Annotated in this window: 17 protein-coding genes; 11 read left to right on the top strand and 6 right to left on the bottom strand. The window is 59.1% G+C overall.

The genetic code is table 11. The annotated features are described in order from the left end of the window. Positions 1 to 393 precede the first annotated feature (393 nt). Positions 394 to 849 carry a phosphoribosyl-AMP cyclohydrolase gene (gene hisI / locus CHH27_RS08215; RefSeq protein ID WP_094071153.1) on the bottom strand — a complete coding sequence of 152 codons (456 nt, stop codon included), beginning with the start codon at positions 847 to 849 and terminating at the stop codon, positions 394 to 396. Between the two features lie 44 nt (positions 850 to 893). Next, positions 894 to 1,529: a GTP cyclohydrolase I FolE gene (gene folE, locus CHH27_RS08210; RefSeq protein ID WP_094071152.1), complete on the bottom strand. Its 636-nt coding sequence runs from the start codon at positions 1,527 to 1,529 to the stop codon at positions 894 to 896. 288 nt (positions 1,530 to 1,817) lie between these two features. On the opposite strand from folE, the gene CHH27_RS08205 reads away from it, so the two are divergent. From CHH27_RS08205 to CHH27_RS08190, 4 genes are all read left to right on the top strand, one after another. Further along, positions 1,818 to 2,270 (top strand): iron-sulfur cluster assembly scaffold protein, encoded by a 453-nt coding sequence (locus tag CHH27_RS08205; RefSeq protein ID WP_094071151.1) that lies wholly within the window; start codon positions 1,818 to 1,820, stop codon positions 2,268 to 2,270. A gap of 26 nt (positions 2,271 to 2,296) precedes the next feature. Further along, the gene (gene yidD, locus CHH27_RS08200; RefSeq protein WP_094071150.1) at positions 2,297 to 2,647 is read left to right on the top strand and encodes a membrane protein insertion efficiency factor YidD; all 351 of its coding nucleotides are present in this window, start codon (positions 2,297 to 2,299) and stop codon (positions 2,645 to 2,647) included. A 128-nt stretch (positions 2,648 to 2,775) separates the two neighbouring features. Next, entirely contained in the window at positions 2,776 to 3,291 is a 516-nt protein-coding gene (locus CHH27_RS08195; protein WP_094071149.1) for a bifunctional 2-polyprenyl-6-hydroxyphenol methylase/3-demethylubiquinol 3-O-methyltransferase UbiG, read from the top strand. A 106-nt stretch (positions 3,292 to 3,397) separates the two neighbouring features. Continuing rightward, positions 3,398 to 5,155 carry a radical SAM protein gene (locus CHH27_RS08190; RefSeq protein WP_094074598.1) on the top strand — a complete coding sequence of 586 codons (1,758 nt, stop codon included), beginning with the start codon at positions 3,398 to 3,400 and terminating at the stop codon, positions 5,153 to 5,155. On the opposite strand, the gene CHH27_RS08185 is transcribed toward CHH27_RS08190, so the two are convergent. Further along, positions 5,150 to 6,049 (bottom strand): DMT family transporter, encoded by a 900-nt coding sequence (locus tag CHH27_RS08185; RefSeq protein WP_094071148.1) that lies wholly within the window; start codon positions 6,047 to 6,049, stop codon positions 5,150 to 5,152. The two genes, CHH27_RS08190 and CHH27_RS08185, sit on opposite strands and share 6 nt — an antisense overlap. Before the next feature lie 128 nt (positions 6,050 to 6,177). Between CHH27_RS08185 and CHH27_RS08180 the strand changes: the two genes are divergently transcribed. From CHH27_RS08180 to CHH27_RS08170, 3 genes are all read left to right on the top strand, one after another. After that, on the top strand, positions 6,178 to 6,636 hold the full coding sequence (locus CHH27_RS08180; RefSeq protein ID WP_094071147.1) for an Lrp/AsnC family transcriptional regulator: 459 nt from the start codon (positions 6,178 to 6,180) through the stop codon (positions 6,634 to 6,636). Positions 6,637 to 6,812: 176 nt separating this feature from the next. Next, positions 6,813 to 8,783, top strand: coding sequence for a threonine--tRNA ligase (gene thrS / locus CHH27_RS08175; RefSeq protein WP_198338378.1), 1,971 nt, complete (start codon positions 6,813 to 6,815; stop codon positions 8,781 to 8,783). Positions 8,784 to 8,946: 163 nt separating this feature from the next. Further along, positions 8,947 to 9,795 (top strand): lysophospholipid acyltransferase family protein, encoded by an 849-nt coding sequence (locus CHH27_RS08170; protein WP_094071145.1) that lies wholly within the window; start codon positions 8,947 to 8,949, stop codon positions 9,793 to 9,795. A gap of 271 nt (positions 9,796 to 10,066) precedes the next feature. Here the strand turns inward: CHH27_RS08170 and CHH27_RS08165 are convergent, their stop codons facing one another. Continuing rightward, positions 10,067 to 11,170 carry a hypothetical protein gene (locus CHH27_RS08165; RefSeq protein ID WP_208988683.1) on the bottom strand — a complete coding sequence of 368 codons (1,104 nt, stop codon included), beginning with the start codon at positions 11,168 to 11,170 and terminating at the stop codon, positions 10,067 to 10,069. A 185-nt stretch (positions 11,171 to 11,355) separates the two neighbouring features. Here CHH27_RS08165 and CHH27_RS08160 point away from each other — a divergent pair, with 185 nt between their 5' ends. The 4 genes from CHH27_RS08160 to CHH27_RS08145 all read left to right on the top strand — a co-directional run bounded on the left by CHH27_RS08160 (position 11,356) and on the right by CHH27_RS08145 (position 15,452). After that, positions 11,356 to 11,952, top strand: a complete 597-nt coding sequence (locus CHH27_RS08160; protein WP_094071144.1) for a nitroreductase — start codon at positions 11,356 to 11,358, stop codon at positions 11,950 to 11,952. A gap of 3 nt (positions 11,953 to 11,955) precedes the next feature. Next, positions 11,956 to 12,558 (top strand): flavin reductase family protein, encoded by a 603-nt coding sequence (locus CHH27_RS08155; RefSeq protein ID WP_094071143.1) that lies wholly within the window; start codon positions 11,956 to 11,958, stop codon positions 12,556 to 12,558. Between the two features lie 335 nt (positions 12,559 to 12,893). Then, entirely contained in the window at positions 12,894 to 14,195 is a 1,302-nt protein-coding gene (locus tag CHH27_RS08150; protein ID WP_094071142.1) for a transglycosylase SLT domain-containing protein, read from the top strand. A 102-nt stretch (positions 14,196 to 14,297) separates the two neighbouring features. Beyond that, positions 14,298 to 15,452, top strand: coding sequence for a DUF2336 domain-containing protein (locus CHH27_RS08145; RefSeq protein ID WP_094071141.1), 1,155 nt, complete (start codon positions 14,298 to 14,300; stop codon positions 15,450 to 15,452). Positions 15,453 to 15,646: 194 nt separating this feature from the next. Here CHH27_RS08145 and CHH27_RS08140 read toward each other — a convergent pair whose 3' ends face one another. Continuing rightward, positions 15,647 to 15,886 carry a DUF559 domain-containing protein gene (locus tag CHH27_RS08140; RefSeq protein WP_256386438.1) on the bottom strand — a complete coding sequence of 80 codons (240 nt, stop codon included), beginning with the start codon at positions 15,884 to 15,886 and terminating at the stop codon, positions 15,647 to 15,649. Positions 15,887 to 15,897: 11 nt separating this feature from the next. Continuing rightward, positions 15,898 to 16,386, bottom strand: coding sequence for an Hpt domain-containing protein (locus CHH27_RS08135; protein ID WP_208988681.1), 489 nt, complete (start codon positions 16,384 to 16,386; stop codon positions 15,898 to 15,900). Positions 16,387 to 16,483 lie beyond the last annotated feature (97 nt).

The raw sequence follows: 16,483 nt of genomic DNA, 5'->3' as shown, positions 1-16,483 counted from the left end.
GGGGGGCGTTGCGAGCCTGGAGATGACCTTGCTGCAAGTCGGGGTTGCCGAACCGAGCAGTCATCAACGAAAAGCAACCTAAAATTGTAAATACAAGAAAAGCAATATAAAATTGTATTACGGATGACCACACCTCGGTTGGAACCGAGGCTGCTGGTAGAGCTGGGCGTTCTTAAAAAGGGGGAGGCGCCGCCTTACGGTTCAGGCGCGCTGGTTGAGGCCAGGCAGGTTGCAGCCAAGATTTGTGGCCGGGTGCACGTGGCACATCAGCCATGCAATCCCCGGAAGCTCTCGATCCCGGACAGGTTCGGGGCGAGGCATTCAGGACAAGTTTACGCCCCTTTTTGCCGGAGCTTGGGTTACGCCGGGGCGAGTTGGTGGGCGGGTGCTGCTTCAGGACTTGCCGTAGACCTCGGCCGGGTCATAGACCTTTTCGGCCTCGACACGTTCCAGCCGCACGGTGCCGTCTTCCGCTTTGGCCACCTTGCGGTAAAAACAGGAGCGGTAGCCAACATGGCAGGTGGCGCCGTTCCCCGCGACGGAGACTTTCAGCACCAGGGCGTCCTGGTCGCAGTCTGTCAGGATTTCATGAACCTGCTGGATCTGGCCGGACGTTTCACCCTTCTTCCAGTATCCTTGGCGCGAGCGGCTCCAGTACCAGGCCTCGCCGGTTTCGATCGTGCGCTTGAAGGCTTCGGCATTCATGTAGCCGACCATCAACACCTCTCCGGACGACACTTCCGTGACGACGGCGACGATCAGGCCGTCGCCGTCAAATTTCGGCATCAGCAGATCACCGTCTTCAACAGTCTTCTTGTCGCCGCGGTCGGAGAGTTCAATTTGGGACATTTTCAGGAGCCCTTGCCAGAATGAAGTCAGGCAAGGGAAGAAGGTTAGAGACCCTTGCCACGCACCAGGGACATGAACTTGGCCTGTTCGGCCGGGTCGTCCTGGAACACGCCGGTAAATTGAGTGGTGATCGTGGAGACCCCCGGTTTCTGGACGCCGCGCATGGTCATGCACTGATGTTCGGCTTCGAGCATCACGGCTAGGCCGCGCGGTGCCAGAGCATCGTCAATGACCGATGCGATCTGCGCCGTCAAGTTTTCCTGCGTCTGCAGGCGCTTGGCGTAAATGTCGACGACGCGGGCGAGCTTGGAGAGGCCGACCACACCTTCCGCCGGATAGTAGGCGATATGTGCTTCGCCAATGAAGGGCAGCATGTGGTGTTCACAATGGGAATGGAACGGAATGCCGCGCACCAGCACGATGTCCTGGTAACCACCGACATCTTCGAAGGTGCGGGCCAGATGTTCGGCCGGGTCTTCGAAATAGCCGCTATAGAGCTGGCTGATGGCCTTGACCACGCGCTTGGGCGTGTCGAGCAGGCCTTCGCGGTCCGGATCGTCGCCGGTCCAGGCGAGAATCGTACGCACCGCCGCTTCCGCTTCCTCGCGGCTCGGCCGATGCAACTGGTCCGGTGTCTTTCTTTCGAAGGATTTTTCAACCGGCTTCAGGACTGCGTCCATTGGGATCCTCGCAACTTTACCCTTGTCACTCGTCATACGGCGCTCGCCTGTGCACAGATCAGGATACCCGGGCATTTGGGCCGCGGACGTGTATCATACTCCACACAAAATGCGAACGCACAGTTTCTGAGAGGGAGAAGCCGGTTTCAAGCGCCATTGCGGCACCCGATATGACCAACTGCGACCACTCTGCCCCTTGCGAAATTGCCGTGGCGTCTGATCTATATATAGAAAAGCTATGCGCCATCAATGTGTCGCGCATCACAGGCATTCACGAAGAGGCGAGTTATGCTCGACGACATCTATAACGCCAAGATCCTGGAATTTGCGGGAAACATCCCGCGGATCGGCCGGCTTGATCATCCCGACGCTACTGCAAAAGCCCATTCGAAACTTTGTGGATCAACGGTCATCGTGGATCTTTCCATGAAGGACGGCGTGGTGTCCGACTTCGCTCATGACGTCAAAGCCTGTGCCCTCGGGCAGGCGTCGTCTTCGATCATGGCGCAAAATATTATGGGTGCCAGCGCGGCTGAACTGCGTGAGGTCCAAAAAAGCATGCGCGCCATGCTGAAGGACGGCGGTGAACCACCCCAGGGCCGGTTTGCGGATCTGAAGTTTCTGGAACCCGTGCGGGAATACAAGGCGCGGCATGCGTCGACCCTGCTGACCTTTGATGCCGTGGTCGATGCGCTCGACCAGATCGAGGCGCGTGCCACGGAAGACAGCGCGGTCGCCTGACCGGTGCGACGAGATGCCGCTGCGTCATGTGCTCCCCGAAAACCAGCCCGCAACCCGGCGGTAGACCACTTTCGCTACCTGGCCGGCTGGCCATTGGCCTGATCTGGCTCTACCGCCATTCCCTGTCGCTGATCATGGGGCGAGGGTGCCGGTATGCGCCGACCTGTTCCGACTATACCGAGCAGGCCATCCGCAGGTTCGGCTTCTGGGCTGGCGGCTGGATTGGTCTGTCCCGGATCCTCAGATGCAACCCGTTGGGGGCCTCTGGCTTTGACCCGGTTCCGGAGGAGCTGCCGGAAAATGCTCGCTGGTTTCTGCCTTGGCGCTATGGCCACTGGACAGGGGTGCACATTCCCGAAGAGCACAGGCTTGGCTGAAAGCGTCGATTGCGAACAGCCCTCCAGCGTAGCGCTTCGAACCCGAGCATGCTGGATCTTGTTGAGAATTTTGCGCATTGGCCGTGTACGCTTGACCAGCCACAACGGGGCACATTATCCGGGTTGCCATGGCCTATGATTACGACGAACTCTACCGCACGACGCCGCACGCCCTCGGAGAGCCGACCGGTGTGATCGCGGATTTCTTCAAACAGCTTGGGACTGGCAGTCTGTCCATTCTCGATATCGGCTGCGGGCAGGGCAGGGATGCGCTGTTTCTTGCGCGGTTGGGTCATTCCGTCACGGGTGTGGATCTGGCCCCTCACGGCATCGAACAGCTGCTTGCCGATGCCCGTCTTGAACGCCTTGCCATTGAGGGGGTTGTTGCCGATCTCGCGCAGTACTCCCCCGACCGTGCGTTTGATGTCGTGTTGATCGACCGCACCTTGCACATGTTGAGTGAAACGGAGCGCCTAGATGCGCTTTCTCGGCTCCTGACGGCCGTGAAGATAGGCGGCTGGCTCCTGATTGCCGATGAGAAGTCTAACATGCCTGGCTTTCAGAAGGTTCTGGCTGAGCATGGCGCCAGTTGGAAGCCTCATACCGCCAAACGCGGTTACCTGTTTGTTCAGCGGCAGTGCTGACCGTCTTGTCGGGTTAACAAAAGGTTGACCTGACGGAATGCGGGTGCAACGCTTTGTCTTCAGCCAGAAGGCGGAGGGCAGGAGCGTGCGCGACTTTCATTTCGTTATGATCAAGCCAACTCATTATGACGATGACGGCTACCCGATCCAGTGGCTTCGCTCCGCCATTCCTTCCAACACACTTGCGAGCCTCAATGGCCTTGCAGAGGCCGCCCGCGACCGGAAGGCGCTGGGAGAGGATACGCGTATCCATCTGCACACCTACGACGAGACCAACAAGCGGGTCCGGCCCGATCGGATTGCCCGGAAGATCCGCAGGAGCGGCGGCAAGGCCCTGATTGCGCTGGTGGGTGTGCAATCGAACCAGTTTCCACGAGCAACGGACCTGGCGCGGAAATTCGTAAAAGAAGGACTGCCGACGGCGATTGGCGGATTTCACGTTTCCGGCTGCATTTCCATGCTCGACGAGATGCCAGAAGAGATGGTCGAACTGCAAAAGGAGGGGGTCAGCTACTTTGCCGGGGAGGCGGAGGACCGGCGGCTCGACATGGTGTTTCGGGACGCCGTGGCAGGGGCCTTGAAACCGCTTTACAATTTCATGGCGGACCTGCCGTCGCTTGAAGGCGAGCCGACGCCGATCCTGCCGTCGAAACATATCCAGTTCACTGCCGGATCCCATTCCAGTTTCGACCTGGGACGCGGTTGTCCGTTTCAGTGTTCCTTCTGCACGATCATCAACGTGCAGGGGCGCAAAAGCCGGTTCCGCTCTGCCGATGACCTGGAACAGATCATCCGGGACAATGTTGCCCAGGGCATCGACCGGTTTTTCATCACGGACGACAATTTCGCCCGCAACCGGGAATGGGAACCGCTGTTCGACCGGTTGATCGAACTGCGCGAGAAAGACGGCTTCGACATCAAGTTCATCATCCAGGTGGACACGCTCTGCCACCGGATCGAGAATTTTATCGAAAAGGCGACGCGCGCCGGTGTGAACCGGGTCTTTATTGGCCTGGAAAACATCAATCCGGACAATCTGATGGCGGCCAAGAAACGCCAGAACAAGATCACCGAATACCGCGAGATGCTGCAGAAATGGCGGGCGCACGGTGCAACCACCTACGCGGGCTACATCATCGGCTTTCCGGGCGACACCAAGGCGTCGGTGCTGCGGGATGTCGAGATCATCAAGAGAGAATTGCCGCTTGATCTTCTGGAGTTTTTCTACCTGACACCGCTGCCGGGTTCGGAAGACCACAAGGTGCTGCTTGACAAGGGTATCTGGATGGATCCGGACCTCAATAAATACGACCTCAATCACCGTGTCAGCCACCATCCGAAAATGAGTGACGACGAATGGGAAGAGGCCTATCGGTCTGCCTGGGCCAGCTACTATTCGGATGCGCATATCGAAACGGTTCTGCGCCGGGCCGCTGCGCATCGCAGGGGGCGTCCGGGTAACAAGCTGTTCCTGATGATGTGGTTCAAGCTAATGGTGGAATGCGAAGGGGTGCACCCGCTTGAAGGTGGCTATTTCCGTCTGAAACACCGCACAGACAGGCGGTCGGGTCTTCCGCGCGAAAACCCGCTGGTTTTCTATCCCCGTTTTGCCTTCGACAGCCTTCGAAAGCACTGGGCCTATCTGTCGTCTGTCTGGCGGGTTTACCGGATCTACCGAAAGGTGAAGGCCGATCCGGCAAGGCGCAGCTATTCCGACCTTGCGATCGCGCCGCTGGACGGCAACGATACGGAAGATCTGGCGATGATCCGCGAAACGCGGGGCGGCGCGGAAGCTGTTGCCAAGCAACTCCGCGACGCCGCCATCAGAAAACGTGGCAAGGACCGGGCCGCCGCAACGTCATGAAGCGCAGGCTTCTTTGTTGCGGCTGCGGATCAGCTGCCAGCCGAATGTCATGCCCATGGCGGCCACCAGGATCGCGGCCGCGCCGCCCAGTTGCGGCAATTGGAGCTTGTAGCCAAAGACGGCGTAGTCGACCAGGAAGGCGACAACCGGGTTGATGAACGAAAATGCGCCTTGCAGATAGGTCGGCAATTTCTGAACCGCGCTGTACATGACGATATACATGATCCCGGTGTGGACCGCGCCGAGCGTGATCAATGAACTCCAGGCAATCGTGCCTTCCGGCAGCGCGTTCCAGCTGACAAACGGCGCCAGCATCAGGATACCGACGCAGACCTGGACCAGGGCGATCAGCTGTGGCGGTGTGCCGGTGAGTTTCTTGGTGAGCAGGGCCGCGACCGCCCAAAAGAAAGCCGCTCCAATCGCGAGCAGAATTCCAAGCGCGAGATTGGAACTTGCGTAACTGGCTGCTTCGGGCTTGGACAGGACAATCACCACCACCCCCGTAAAGGCAATGGCCAGCCAGCCAAGCTTGTTGGCGGTGATCCTTTCCCCCAGAAAGAGGGCGCCGAACCCGACGAGAATGAAGGGCTGGATGTTGTAGACCGCTGTCGCGACGCTGATGGAGATCTGGCCAATTGCGCTGAAAATCATGGCCCAGTTGACGACGATGGCAACACCGCCGATCGCGGCGACGAAAAGCTGTTTCCAGGTGATTTGCTTCCGGAACAGGCCCATCGCAGCGCAGATGATCAGGAGCGTCAGCGCCCCGAAGGTGCAGCGCCAGAAAACGACATCAATCGCGGGCTGGCCCGAGAGCACCGCGAAAAGGCCGATGGTACCGAGGATCGCCATTGCCGTTGTCATTTCGGCGGCACCGCGAAGAGTTCTGTCCATGTGAGCCTCCTTTTGCTTCAAGTTGTGACAAGTCTGGCAAAGGCGCGGGCAGGGCTCTACATTCAGAATTAGGTTGTTTCTGGCTTTTGGTTTATTTTGGAAGGCGGCGAGGCGGCAGAGTTGAAAATATGAAGCTGGATGAAACGGATCGGAAAATTATCGAAGCGTTGATCAGGGACGCGCGGATGTCGCTGAAGGAGCTGGCGACCCAAGCCGGACTTTCCTCCCCGGGAGTGTCCGAGCGCATCCGGCGGCTGCAGGAAAGGGGCGTCATCCGCGGTTTCACGGCGGATATCGATCCCAAGGCGCTTGGATACAGCCTGCAGGCGATCGTGCGCATCCGGCCCCTGCCGGGCAAACTCCACATCGTCCGGCAATTGATCCAGGACATCCCGGAGTTTTGCGAATGTGACAAGGTCACCGGCGAAGACTGTTTCATCGCCCGCCTGGCAGTGCCGTCGATCGAGCTTTTAGACGGTATCCTGGACAAGATCTCCGACAAGGCGGAGACCAGCACCGCTATCGTGAAGTCGCAGCCGATCCAGAGACGGCCACCGCCCCTGGTGGTAACGGAAGCGGGAGACTGAAACCTCGCGTCAGGGTTTTCGGGGCAGACGCATAATCAACACACTCGCGCTGAAAACGAGCGGAAAGCCCGGGTAAAGCTTGCCGGATCAGTCTGAATCCCGTATGCCACCCAGCGTTCCCGAACCTTTGAAAAGCTTACCTGCCTTGTCTGCAGGAGTGAGCAGGAGACATGACTATGATTCAGCTGACTTTCCCCGATAATTCCGTGCGCGAGTACGAGCAGGGCACCACCGGTCTTGCCGTTGCCGAGGGCATTTCCAAATCGCTGGCCAAGAAGGCCGTTGCGATGACCCTTGACGGAGAACTGAAGGATCTCAGCGATCCGATCACCGCAAACCACAAGCTTGAGATCGTCACCCGCGACGATCCGCGTGCCCTGGAACTGATCCGCCACGATGCGGCCCATGTGATGGCCGAAGCCGTGCAGGAACTGTGGCCGGGCACCCAGGTGACCATCGGGCCGGTGATCGAAAACGGCTTTTACTATGATTTCAAGCGGGTTCATCCGGATAGCGGTGACGACTGGCCGTTCCATCCGGACGACCTGCCGGTGATCGAGAAGAAGATGCGCGAGATCATTGCGCGCGCCGCCCAGTTTACCAAGGAAGTCTGGACCCGCGAGGAAGCCAAGACCTATTTTGCCGCCAAGGGCGAGCACTACAAGGTCGAGCTGGTTGATGCGATCCCGGAAGACCAGGACATCAAGATCTACAAGCAGGGCCAGTGGCTGGATCTCTGCCGCGGACCGCATATGGTCTCCACCAAGCAGATCGGCGACGCCTTCAAGCTGATGAAGGTGGCCGGCGCCTATTGGCGTGGCGATTCCAACAACGAGATGCTGTCCCGCATCTATGCGACCGCCTGGCACAATGAGAAGGAGCTGAAGGGCTACCTTCACATGCTGGAGGAAGCCGAAAAGCGCGACCACCGCAAACTCGGCCGGGAGATGGACCTGTTCCATTTCCAGGAAGAGGGGCCAGGCGTCGTCTTCTGGCACCCCAAGGGCTGGGACATGTTCCAGAGCCTTATTGCCTATAAACGCCGTGTGCTGCGGAACGACTACAAGGAAGTCAACGCGCCGCAGGTGCTGCATACCTCGCTTTGGGAGACCTCCGGGCACTGGGGCTGGTACAAGGAGAACATGTTCTCCGTGCAGTGTGCCGATCCGGAAAGCGAAGACGACCGGGTTTACGCCCTGAAGCCGATGAACTGTCCGGGCCACGTGCAGATCTTCAAGCACGGCCTGAAGAGTTATCGCGACCTGCCGCTGCGCATGGCGGAGTTCGGCGTGGTGCACCGCTATGAGCCGTCGGGCGCCCTGCACGGGCTGATGCGCGTGCGCGGCTTCACCCAGGACGATGCCCATGTCTTCTGCACCGAAGAGCAGATGGCCGACGAGTGCATGAAGATCAATGAACTGATCCTCTCGGTCTACAAGGATTTCGGCTTTGACGAGATCGTCGTCAAACTGTCGACCCGGCCGGAAAAACGGGTTGGCTCCGACGAGGCCTGGGACCATGCCGAAGAGGTGATGGCCGACGTTCTCAAGAAGATCGAGGCGGAATCCGAAGGCCGTGTGAAAACCGATATCCTGCCGGGCGAGGGGGCCTTCTACGGTCCGAAGTTCGAATATACCCTGCGTGATGCCATTGGCCGTGAATGGCAATGTGGCACCACCCAGGTGGACTTCAACCTGCCGGAGCGGTTCGGTGCGTTCTACGTCGACAACAACGGCGAGAAAAAGACGCCGGTGATGATCCACCGTGCCATTTGCGGCTCGATGGAACGGTTCCTCGGTATCCTGATCGAGAACTATGCCGGTCACTTCCCGCTGTGGTTCGCGCCGTTGCAGATCGTCGTGGCGACGATCACCTCTGAGGCCGATGCCTACGGACAGGAAGTCGCCGACATGTTGAAGGCCCAGGGCCTCAAGGTGGAAACCGACTTCCGCAACGAGAAGATCAACTACAAGGTCCGCGAACATTCGCTGGCCAAGGTACCGGTGATCATCGTTTGCGGCATGCGGGAAGCCGAAGAGCGGACTGTCAACGTGCGCCGTCTTGGCTCCAAGGACCAGAAATCCTTTGGGCTTGACGAAGCCGTGGCAGCTTTTGTCGAGGAAGCGACCCCGCCGGACTTGAAATAACCTGGTTACCTCCGATTTAGGAGAAAACTGACAGGTTGCGCATTGCCCTTCCCTTGGGGCATACCCCCTTGGTGATGGGCAATGCGTTGTCACATTCGTGAAACAGAAGTTCTGGTAATGGGTTCCAGATTTGCCGGAAACTTCTCAGGGTCAGACGATCGCCGTGGATTACGCTGAATTCAGTTATGCCAATCCGGACCATCCGCCGCTGAAGCGGTGGACCATTCGTGCCATTGAAGGCATGTCGGGCCGCCGCAAGCTGGTCGACATCTACGAGGTCTGGAAAGAGACGATGGTCGGCACGTCCGACTATATCTGGAGTGACCTGCTCGGCCTGATCAATCTGAATGTCGCCGTGGAAGACGGCGAGTGGCCGCCGAAAAACCTGCCGGAAGGTCCACTGGTCTTGATTGCCAACCATCCTTACGGAATTGGCGATGGTCTTGCGATCCTGGCCCTGGCTGAGAAACTCGGCCGTCCGTTCAAGATCCTCATCAACAATGAACTTCTGAAGGTTCCCGAAGTCCGTCCGTTCTCGTTGCCGGTAGATTTTGAGGAAACCAAGGAAGCGCTCAAGACCAACATGGCGACCCGCAAGGAGGCCCTGCGCCTGCTTGAGGAGGGGACCACCATCATCGTGTTTCCCGGTGGCGGGGTCGCAACGGCTGCCAAGCCTTTCGGGCGCGCGGAGGAGCTTCCCTGGAAGACTTTCACCGCCAAGATGATCCGCTCTTCAAAGGCGACCGTGCTGCCGCTCTATTTTGACGGCCAGAACTCCTGGCTGTTCCACCTGGTCAGCAAATATTCACTGACCCTGCGCCTGTCGCTGCTGGTGCGTGAGTTCCGGCGCATTCTCGGTTCCGTTATCACCGCCCGCGCCGGAAATCCGATCCCGTTCGAAACCCTGTCCGGCTTTCGGGACCAGAAGGAAATCATGGATTTCCTGCAGACCAAGGTGATGGAAATGGCACCTGCGGATGCCAAGAAACGGCTGCTGGGCCGTCGCGGCTGAGCAGACCACTTTGACGGTGCTTTCAGGTGACGCGAAGCGGAAGTTTCCGCCTATGTGAGGATGACACCTGATTGCCGGTCGCTCGCCGAGATCCAGATATCTCTCTTCCAGTGCCCCTGCCGGGCCTGATCCGGCAACTCATGCCGTGACCGCAGCCGAATGCGCAGGACATGCCATGGGCAGTCGCAACGGGTCCTGTCCCATGGTCAAGCCATGGAACGAGGGAAGGAAAACGATCGCTGGCGCAGCGTGAGGCGTTAAGTCGGCGAAATCAGTTGTTTGCGGTCGTTTGTTGACCTGACAGTTCACTGATTGAGGTGACCACTTCGACTTCCCGGTCGTTGCCCGGATCAACCTGGAACGTGTGCAGGTAGGTCTTGCCGTTGTTGCGTGCGAGCGCTTCATATTCACCCTCGGCAAGGACGAAATCCGGAAAGGCGCCGGTTGCCTCGACCACGACGTCACCACCCGGGCTCAGGACCGACCATGTGGTGTTGGCGATGGCTTCGCCGCCGCGTTCATTGACCAGCTTGAGCGTGATATCGGCGGCCTTGTGGAAGATCGTGGCCTCGGTCAGCTTGCCCGGCAGAACCTGAATATCGGCGCGGACTACGGCGTTGACATCACCGTAGCGGCTGACAACGTGATAGGTATCGGCGCTGAGGCGGACTATGGATCCGGGTTTCACGTTCCTGGCGATCACGTTGCGTTCGCCGCGCTGGTTGAACTCCATGCCGAAGATGTCGAAGGAAACCGGTTTGCTGTCGAGCGGGTCGCCATCCTTGAGCGCTGCGCCGAACTTGATGCCGCCGGCATTGAGCGTGACCATCTTCGACTGGACTTCCTTGCCGATGACGATGCGGTTGGTTGCCTGCGCAAAGCCGTAAGCGGTATGGATCAGATAGGCACCCGGGTCGAGCCGGAACTCGGCATCACCGCCTCTGGAGGTAGCGACCAGCTGCAACCGGCCATCGGCATTGGTGGTTTCGGAATAGATCCGCCAGATCAGGTCGTCATTGAGGGGAGGGCTGTCCGCCGTCAACTTGGCCATGAGATAGAGCGCGCCCTGGTGCAGACCGCCCTTGACCCCTGTCGCCTTGAATGAGGTCGGTGCATAGGGGGACTCCACCACGATGTCGGAAAAAAGCGGTTCCGGCTCACGGTCGAGCAGATTGACGATTGGCGAGTCGGAAATGGTGGGCGGCGCTTTCGGGTCCGGTTTTGCAGCCGGAACCGGCGGCAACTCGGCATCTTGTGCAAAGGGTGTGCTTGCAAAGCCCATCAGGAGCGTGGCGCAGATCAGCGCGCCAATGGCGCCATTCTTGACGGTGCGTGTCCATCGGGACAGGGCTGATACGGTTGCGGTCTTCAACATGCCCACTTCATTATCATTATGGCTCGAGAAATATAACCAGTGATTTGAGTCGCAAACCCCGAAGGCGCTCCAAGCCTGCCTAAAGGCCCTGAAATTCGGGCAAATTCAAGACCCAGTCATCAAAGTTGACAATTACGGTCAATGAATTACGTGGATCATAACACAACAGGCGGGACAGGACATTCATGTCGGATTTCAAGACCGGTTCGCCGGACACCCTGGCGTTCTTGCGAAAGCGCCGCTCTCACCCGGCCATTACCATGTCGGAACCTGGTCCGGATGATGATGAGGTCAGGGATCTTCTGACGATCGCCGCGCGCGTGCCCGATCATGGCAAACTGGCGCCCTGGCGCTTCATCCTTTTCAGGCCGGACGACGGCCAGAAGATAGGGGCCTGGCTGGCGCAGAGATACGGTGAGCTCAACGGGCCGCTGGACGATGATCAGAAAAACAAGGAACTGACCCGGTTCACACGTGCGCCGCTGATCATCGGTGTGGTCAGCCAGGCGGCAGAGCATCCCAAGATTCCGGTCTGGGAACAGCAGCTCTCCGCAGGCGCGGTCTGCATGAACCTTGTGACCGCCGCTGCTGCTGCGGGCTACGCGTCCCAATGGCTGACCGAATGGTACACTTTCGATGAACGGGCCGCTGCCTATCTGGGAGCGCGCCCGGGCGAACGATTTGCCGGCTTCATTCAGATCGGGACTGCAACGCAGCCACCGGTCGAAAGGCCGCGTCCCGACCTAGACGACCTGATTTCCAACTGGACCGAGACTGACTGACCCATGTTCTACGAAACCGAGAAAAACGACCACGGCCTGCCGCACAATCCGTTCAAGGCCATCGTCGCGCCGCGGCCCATCGGCTGGATCTCTTCGCTGGATCAGGAAGGCAAACCCAATCTCGCCCCCTACAGTTTCTTCAACGCCGTTTGCGACACACCGCCGATCGTGATGTTTTCCTCCTCCGGCTACAAGGACAGCGTCGGCAATGTGGATGCGACGGGTGAATTTGTCTGCAACATGGTCAGCCTGGACCTGAAGGACCAGATGAACCAGAGCTCGGCCGCGGTTCCGCATGGCACGTCCGAATTCGACCTGTCCGGACTGGATATGGCACCGTCCCGGCTGGTGAAGGCACCACGGGTTGCAAATGCAGTCACCGCGCTGGAATGCAAACACCTGCAGACGCTTCGTATGTCGGGCCTGGATGGCACAGAAACGGACAGTTATGTCGTGTTCGGGCAGGTTGTCGGCATTCACATCGACGACAGCGTCCTCGTTGACGGTCTTGTCGATGTGACGCGCTATAAGCCTTTGTCGCGGCTCGGCTACATGGATTATGCCGCTGTCGGTGAGGTTTTCCAGATGGGGCGGCCCAAGGTCTAGCCGGTTCGCACGCGATTTCTAACCGCCAACAGCCCAGGGCGCCGGCCGAGTCGGCGCCTTTTTTCATGAAACGGTTGCCGACTCGGTTTCAGCCGGTTAAGAAGCCGTTGCTTTGCAGATTTTTCTTGGCGCGTTTTTCCCAAGAAAAGGTCCGGATTTCTCTTGATGTCCACACTGCCGGACCCATCCATCAGTAGATCTGCCCAGGCTGAAACGAAAAAGAACTCAGCTTGAGACCTCTATAAGCGCCTCCTGTGTGTTGTTAAGGTTTTGTTAACCATTTGGGCGCGAAAGTTAACGAAGTAATAACTTAGTTCCGTCGAGGAGAAAGCGCCATGCGGGTTGCTGATACTGCCTCGGTCGCGTCTCGGATCGAGCTTGCGTTTCAGTCTGCGAGTACTTCTACGGGTACGTCCTTCGACTACCTGGTGAAGACGGCCGCACGGGAGTCGTCATTCAACCCGTCTGCCAAAGCAAAGACATCCAGTGCAACAGGGCTGTTCCAGTTCATTGAATCCACCTGGCTGGAAACAATGAAGGAAGCCGGGCCGAAACACGGGCTGGACAAATACTCAGACCACATCAAGCGGGCCAAGAGCGGCAAATACTATGTGAGCGACCCTCAAATGCGGCGCGAGATACTGGATCTGCGCAAGGATCCGGAAATCTCGTCGACCATGGCAGGGGCGCTGACACAGAAGAATGCCCAGTACCTGGAGCGCAAGATCGGCCGTGAGCCGACCGACGGTGAACTCTACATGGCGCATTTCCTGGGGGCCCATGGGGCGAGCAGGCTGATCGACGCCACCAACGCCAATCCGGACATGCGCGCGGACAAGATGTTCTCCGCGCAGGCTCGTGCCAACAAGCCCATCTTCTATGAGCGCAATGGCAAGGCCCGGTCGATGCAGGAAGTCTACGAAGTCATTGTGTCCAAACATGACGCGGTGACCATGATTGCCCAGGCCAGCGGCAAGAAGGACCTGCGCAACTCCGGAGAACTGCTTCAGGTCGCGACATTGCCGAATGCCAAGCCTGTGCGCGGCGTCCCGGTCGCACCGCAGAATTTCGATCATCTTGCCGGTGATCCTGCAGCGGCCTTTGCCATGCGGTCCAAGCCGCAACCTCCTGTTCAGGTCGCAGCTGCCGAACCTGCGGTTCCGCAATTGCCGGAAGACAATCCTCTGGAACTGGCTGTGGCCAAGGTCCCGATACCGGACGCGCGCCCGGGCAAACCTGTCGAGACAACACCCAGTGCGACCTTCCTTGAGGAAACAGTTGTGGCAGCGGCCACTCGGCCAACGCCCCAGAACCCTCGGGAAGCGTCCATAGAGGGGACGGATTTTGACGCCACCACACGTGTTCTGTCTGCCTTCCAGGCAACGGAGACCGCCAACCCGTTTGAAGCCCTGTTCCGCAATGACCAGGGGTCTTCCCAGGCTGACGTCAATCCGCGATTTGCATCTGCCTTTGCAGCGGTCGAGGAAGCGGCTCTCTACAGTGCGCTTTCCGGGGCTTCCAGCCAGGTGCAGGCCCAGGAGCTGGCATTGGCCAATCAGGGTGGCCCTCTGGATCTGACCCGCTTCTTGCGGCTGAAGGCCGAAGAGGAACAACGGGAATTGCTGCCGCCCGCGTGAGCCGGCAGTAATTTTTGAACCTTGGCAAAATTATGGTGAACCGATCGTTAAGCCTTTGATGTCAGGATTAACCTGTACATATGGGAAGATCGTTTTACCGCCATGACCCAACAAAACATTCTGCACGCCAGCGACGATGACGAGCGCACCTTGGACATACAGGCCGCACAGGAGTTTGCGGAGCGGTATTTGGCCGCCGACCCGGGCAGCCAGGAACGGACCAGCATGGCCGCAGCCCTAACGATTCTTCTCGACGATCCGAGCCGGCCGGTGCGCAAGGCCATCGCCAGCGTGCTTGCCGCAAGCGCTCATGCGCCGGGACATGTCATCCGATGCCTTGCGCATGACGTCGATGAAGTTGCCATTCCCGTTCTGACCCAGTCGCCGATTCTCACCGACATCGAACTGGTCGATCTCCTGGCGGAGGGCAGCGATGCAGTTCAATGCGCCATTGCGGCGCGGGATACACTGCCGGCCTCTCTTTGCGCGGCCATCTGCGAAGTCGGCTGCGAGGCAGCTTGCCGGACGCTTCTGGAAAATAGAACGGCCAAAGTGCTGCAATCCTCGCTTCTGCGTCTGGCCCAGCGGTTCGAGGACCGGCCGGATCTGTGCGATCAGCTGCTGAAGACCCGTGACCTGCCGCTTGCCATGCGCTTCCAGCTGCTGATGCGGCTGGCGCAGAACCTGGACGACCATCCGATCGTGATGGAGCGGGTGCCGGAACACCAGCGCGCGGCCTTCCTCAGTGATGCGGAGGACAAGGTTGTCTTGCGTCTGGCGCTGGAAGCCGGAGCGGAAGACTTGCCGGATTTTGTAGAGCATCTGCGCCAGAGCGGCAAACTGACCACAAGGCTGTTGCTGCGCGCCGTCTGCTGTGGCCGCTTGCGGTTTTTTGCAGCGTCACTGGCCAATCTCGGTGGTGTGCCGCTGCCCCGTCTGTGCAAGCTGCTTGTGAGCGTGCGCCGGTCGGCGCTTCAGGCAATCCTCAGAAAAGCCGGCCTGCCACTGCGCGCGCACCAGGCCTTTCTGCTGGCCATCGACATTGCCCGTCAGGCCGATGCGGATTTCACCTATGACCTGCCGCTGGACGAAGCGCGCATGCTCACCGAAACGCTGCTGGCCGAGATGCAGGACGGTGCGCTGGGGGCGGATGAAGACGTCGTTGCGTTCCTGCGCCGCTTTGCGATTGATGTCGCCCGCCTTGAGGCGCGGTTGCTGCTGAAGAACAGCGGATTGCAGGTGACGGCTGCTGCCTGAGGCAACAGCTGGCCGCAAACGCCAAGGCCTCTTCAGCAGATCAGCATCAACCGATGACAGCGTCCAGTTTCCTGTGAAGCGGAAGCTCTTGGGCCGCTAACGGCAGCTGAACCAGAGTCACCTCTCCCGTGGGGTGGGGAAGTCGGGTCGAGCCGCCTTTGTGTGCCCTGCATTGGAAACTTCTCGAAGCAGCGTCATTTGCCGTGTTTGAAGTGTGACAGGATGTCTTCCTGCACGGCTTTGATGTCTGGCGACACGTCCGCACTCCAGCTGCGGATAACGCGAAAGCCACAATTTTCCAGGATGTCTGTTCTTGCCCGATCGGCTTGCAAGTCGTCCGCCTGCTGTCCGCTATCAAGTTCAGCGGTCATCCTGGCGTTTGAGCACAGGAAGTCGACTAGAAACCGGTCAACGGGCGTTTGTCGTTGGTCAATGAGGTAAGACCTCAGGCCTCTTCTTGCTTCTTCGGAAACTGCGCCAGGTAGTCATCCGTTACGCTTAGCAGCGTCTGCAAAAGCTCCACCCCGGTCTTGTTGGCATCGTCCTTGGCGCCTTCCATGACCATGGCACGGATGGCCTCGACATAGCGGCCGGCAAGTTCGAGCGGTAGCTTGTCCGGGGAGGGGATGTTCTCGATCAGGTGGCAGAAGCCAGCGGCAACCTCGCCGACCAGCGGAAAGCCGAGGGTCAGGGCCTGTCCCTTGATGTTGTGGGCGGCCTGGAACAGCGTGGCGAGGCTGTCCTCGGTGAGGCCGTCGATCTTGATGCTTTCCCAGGCGCTCAGGAGGTCGCGGGTCTCGTTGTCCATCCAGTTGCCGAAATGGGAGGAAATCCGCTGCAGGGCGGCTTCCGCGGCCTTGACCGGGTCGAATTTCTTGGCCTCACGAGGCGTGAGTTCACGAACCTTCGATCTGAGATCGGTCGGAGGGGTCAAGATTTCGTACTCCTGATCCTTGGCTGTGTCGGCCATAACGCGGAATGCCCTCATTGTTCGGCTAAAAAGCCTTTGGCGGCAGTATGGTCAATCATGC

The sequence above is a fragment of the Labrenzia sp. VG12 genome (assembly GCF_002237595.1).
GTDB lineage: Bacteria > Pseudomonadota > Alphaproteobacteria > Rhizobiales > Stappiaceae > Roseibium.
The sequence above is the reverse complement of the archived record's forward strand: the minus strand, read 5'-3'. Positions and strand labels throughout refer to the sequence as shown.

What these genes read in the sequence shown, in the direction of transcription:
- CHH27_RS08155 (WP_094071143.1), top strand. Translation starts at nt 11,956, where the DNA reads ATGTTCTACGAAACCGAGAAAAACGACCACGGCCTGCCGCACAATCCG.
- CHH27_RS08165 (WP_208988683.1), bottom strand. Translation starts at nt 11,170, where the DNA reads ATGTTGAAGACCGCAACCGTATCAGCCCTGTCCCGATGGACACGCACC.
- CHH27_RS08150 (WP_094071142.1), top strand. Translation starts at nt 12,894, where the DNA reads ATGCGGGTTGCTGATACTGCCTCGGTCGCGTCTCGGATCGAGCTTGCG.
- CHH27_RS08190 (WP_094074598.1), top strand. Translation starts at nt 3,398, where the DNA reads ATGATCAAGCCAACTCATTATGACGATGACGGCTACCCGATCCAGTGG.
- folE (WP_094071152.1), bottom strand. Translation starts at nt 1,529, where the DNA reads ATGGACGCAGTCCTGAAGCCGGTTGAAAAATCCTTCGAAAGAAAGACA.
- yidD (WP_094071150.1), top strand. Translation starts at nt 2,297, where the DNA reads ATGTGCTCCCCGAAAACCAGCCCGCAACCCGGCGGTAGACCACTTTCG.
- CHH27_RS08160 (WP_094071144.1), top strand. Translation starts at nt 11,356, where the DNA reads ATGTCGGATTTCAAGACCGGTTCGCCGGACACCCTGGCGTTCTTGCGA.
- CHH27_RS08145 (WP_094071141.1), top strand. Translation starts at nt 14,298, where the DNA reads ATGACCCAACAAAACATTCTGCACGCCAGCGACGATGACGAGCGCACC.
- CHH27_RS08195 (WP_094071149.1), top strand. Translation starts at nt 2,776, where the DNA reads ATGGCCTATGATTACGACGAACTCTACCGCACGACGCCGCACGCCCTC.
- hisI (WP_094071153.1), bottom strand. Translation starts at nt 849, where the DNA reads ATGTCCCAAATTGAACTCTCCGACCGCGGCGACAAGAAGACTGTTGAA.
- thrS (WP_198338378.1), top strand. Translation starts at nt 6,813, where the DNA reads ATGATTCAGCTGACTTTCCCCGATAATTCCGTGCGCGAGTACGAGCAG.
- CHH27_RS08185 (WP_094071148.1), bottom strand. Translation starts at nt 6,049, where the DNA reads ATGGACAGAACTCTTCGCGGTGCCGCCGAAATGACAACGGCAATGGCG.
- CHH27_RS08180 (WP_094071147.1), top strand. Translation starts at nt 6,178, where the DNA reads ATGAAGCTGGATGAAACGGATCGGAAAATTATCGAAGCGTTGATCAGG.
- CHH27_RS08205 (WP_094071151.1), top strand. Translation starts at nt 1,818, where the DNA reads ATGCTCGACGACATCTATAACGCCAAGATCCTGGAATTTGCGGGAAAC.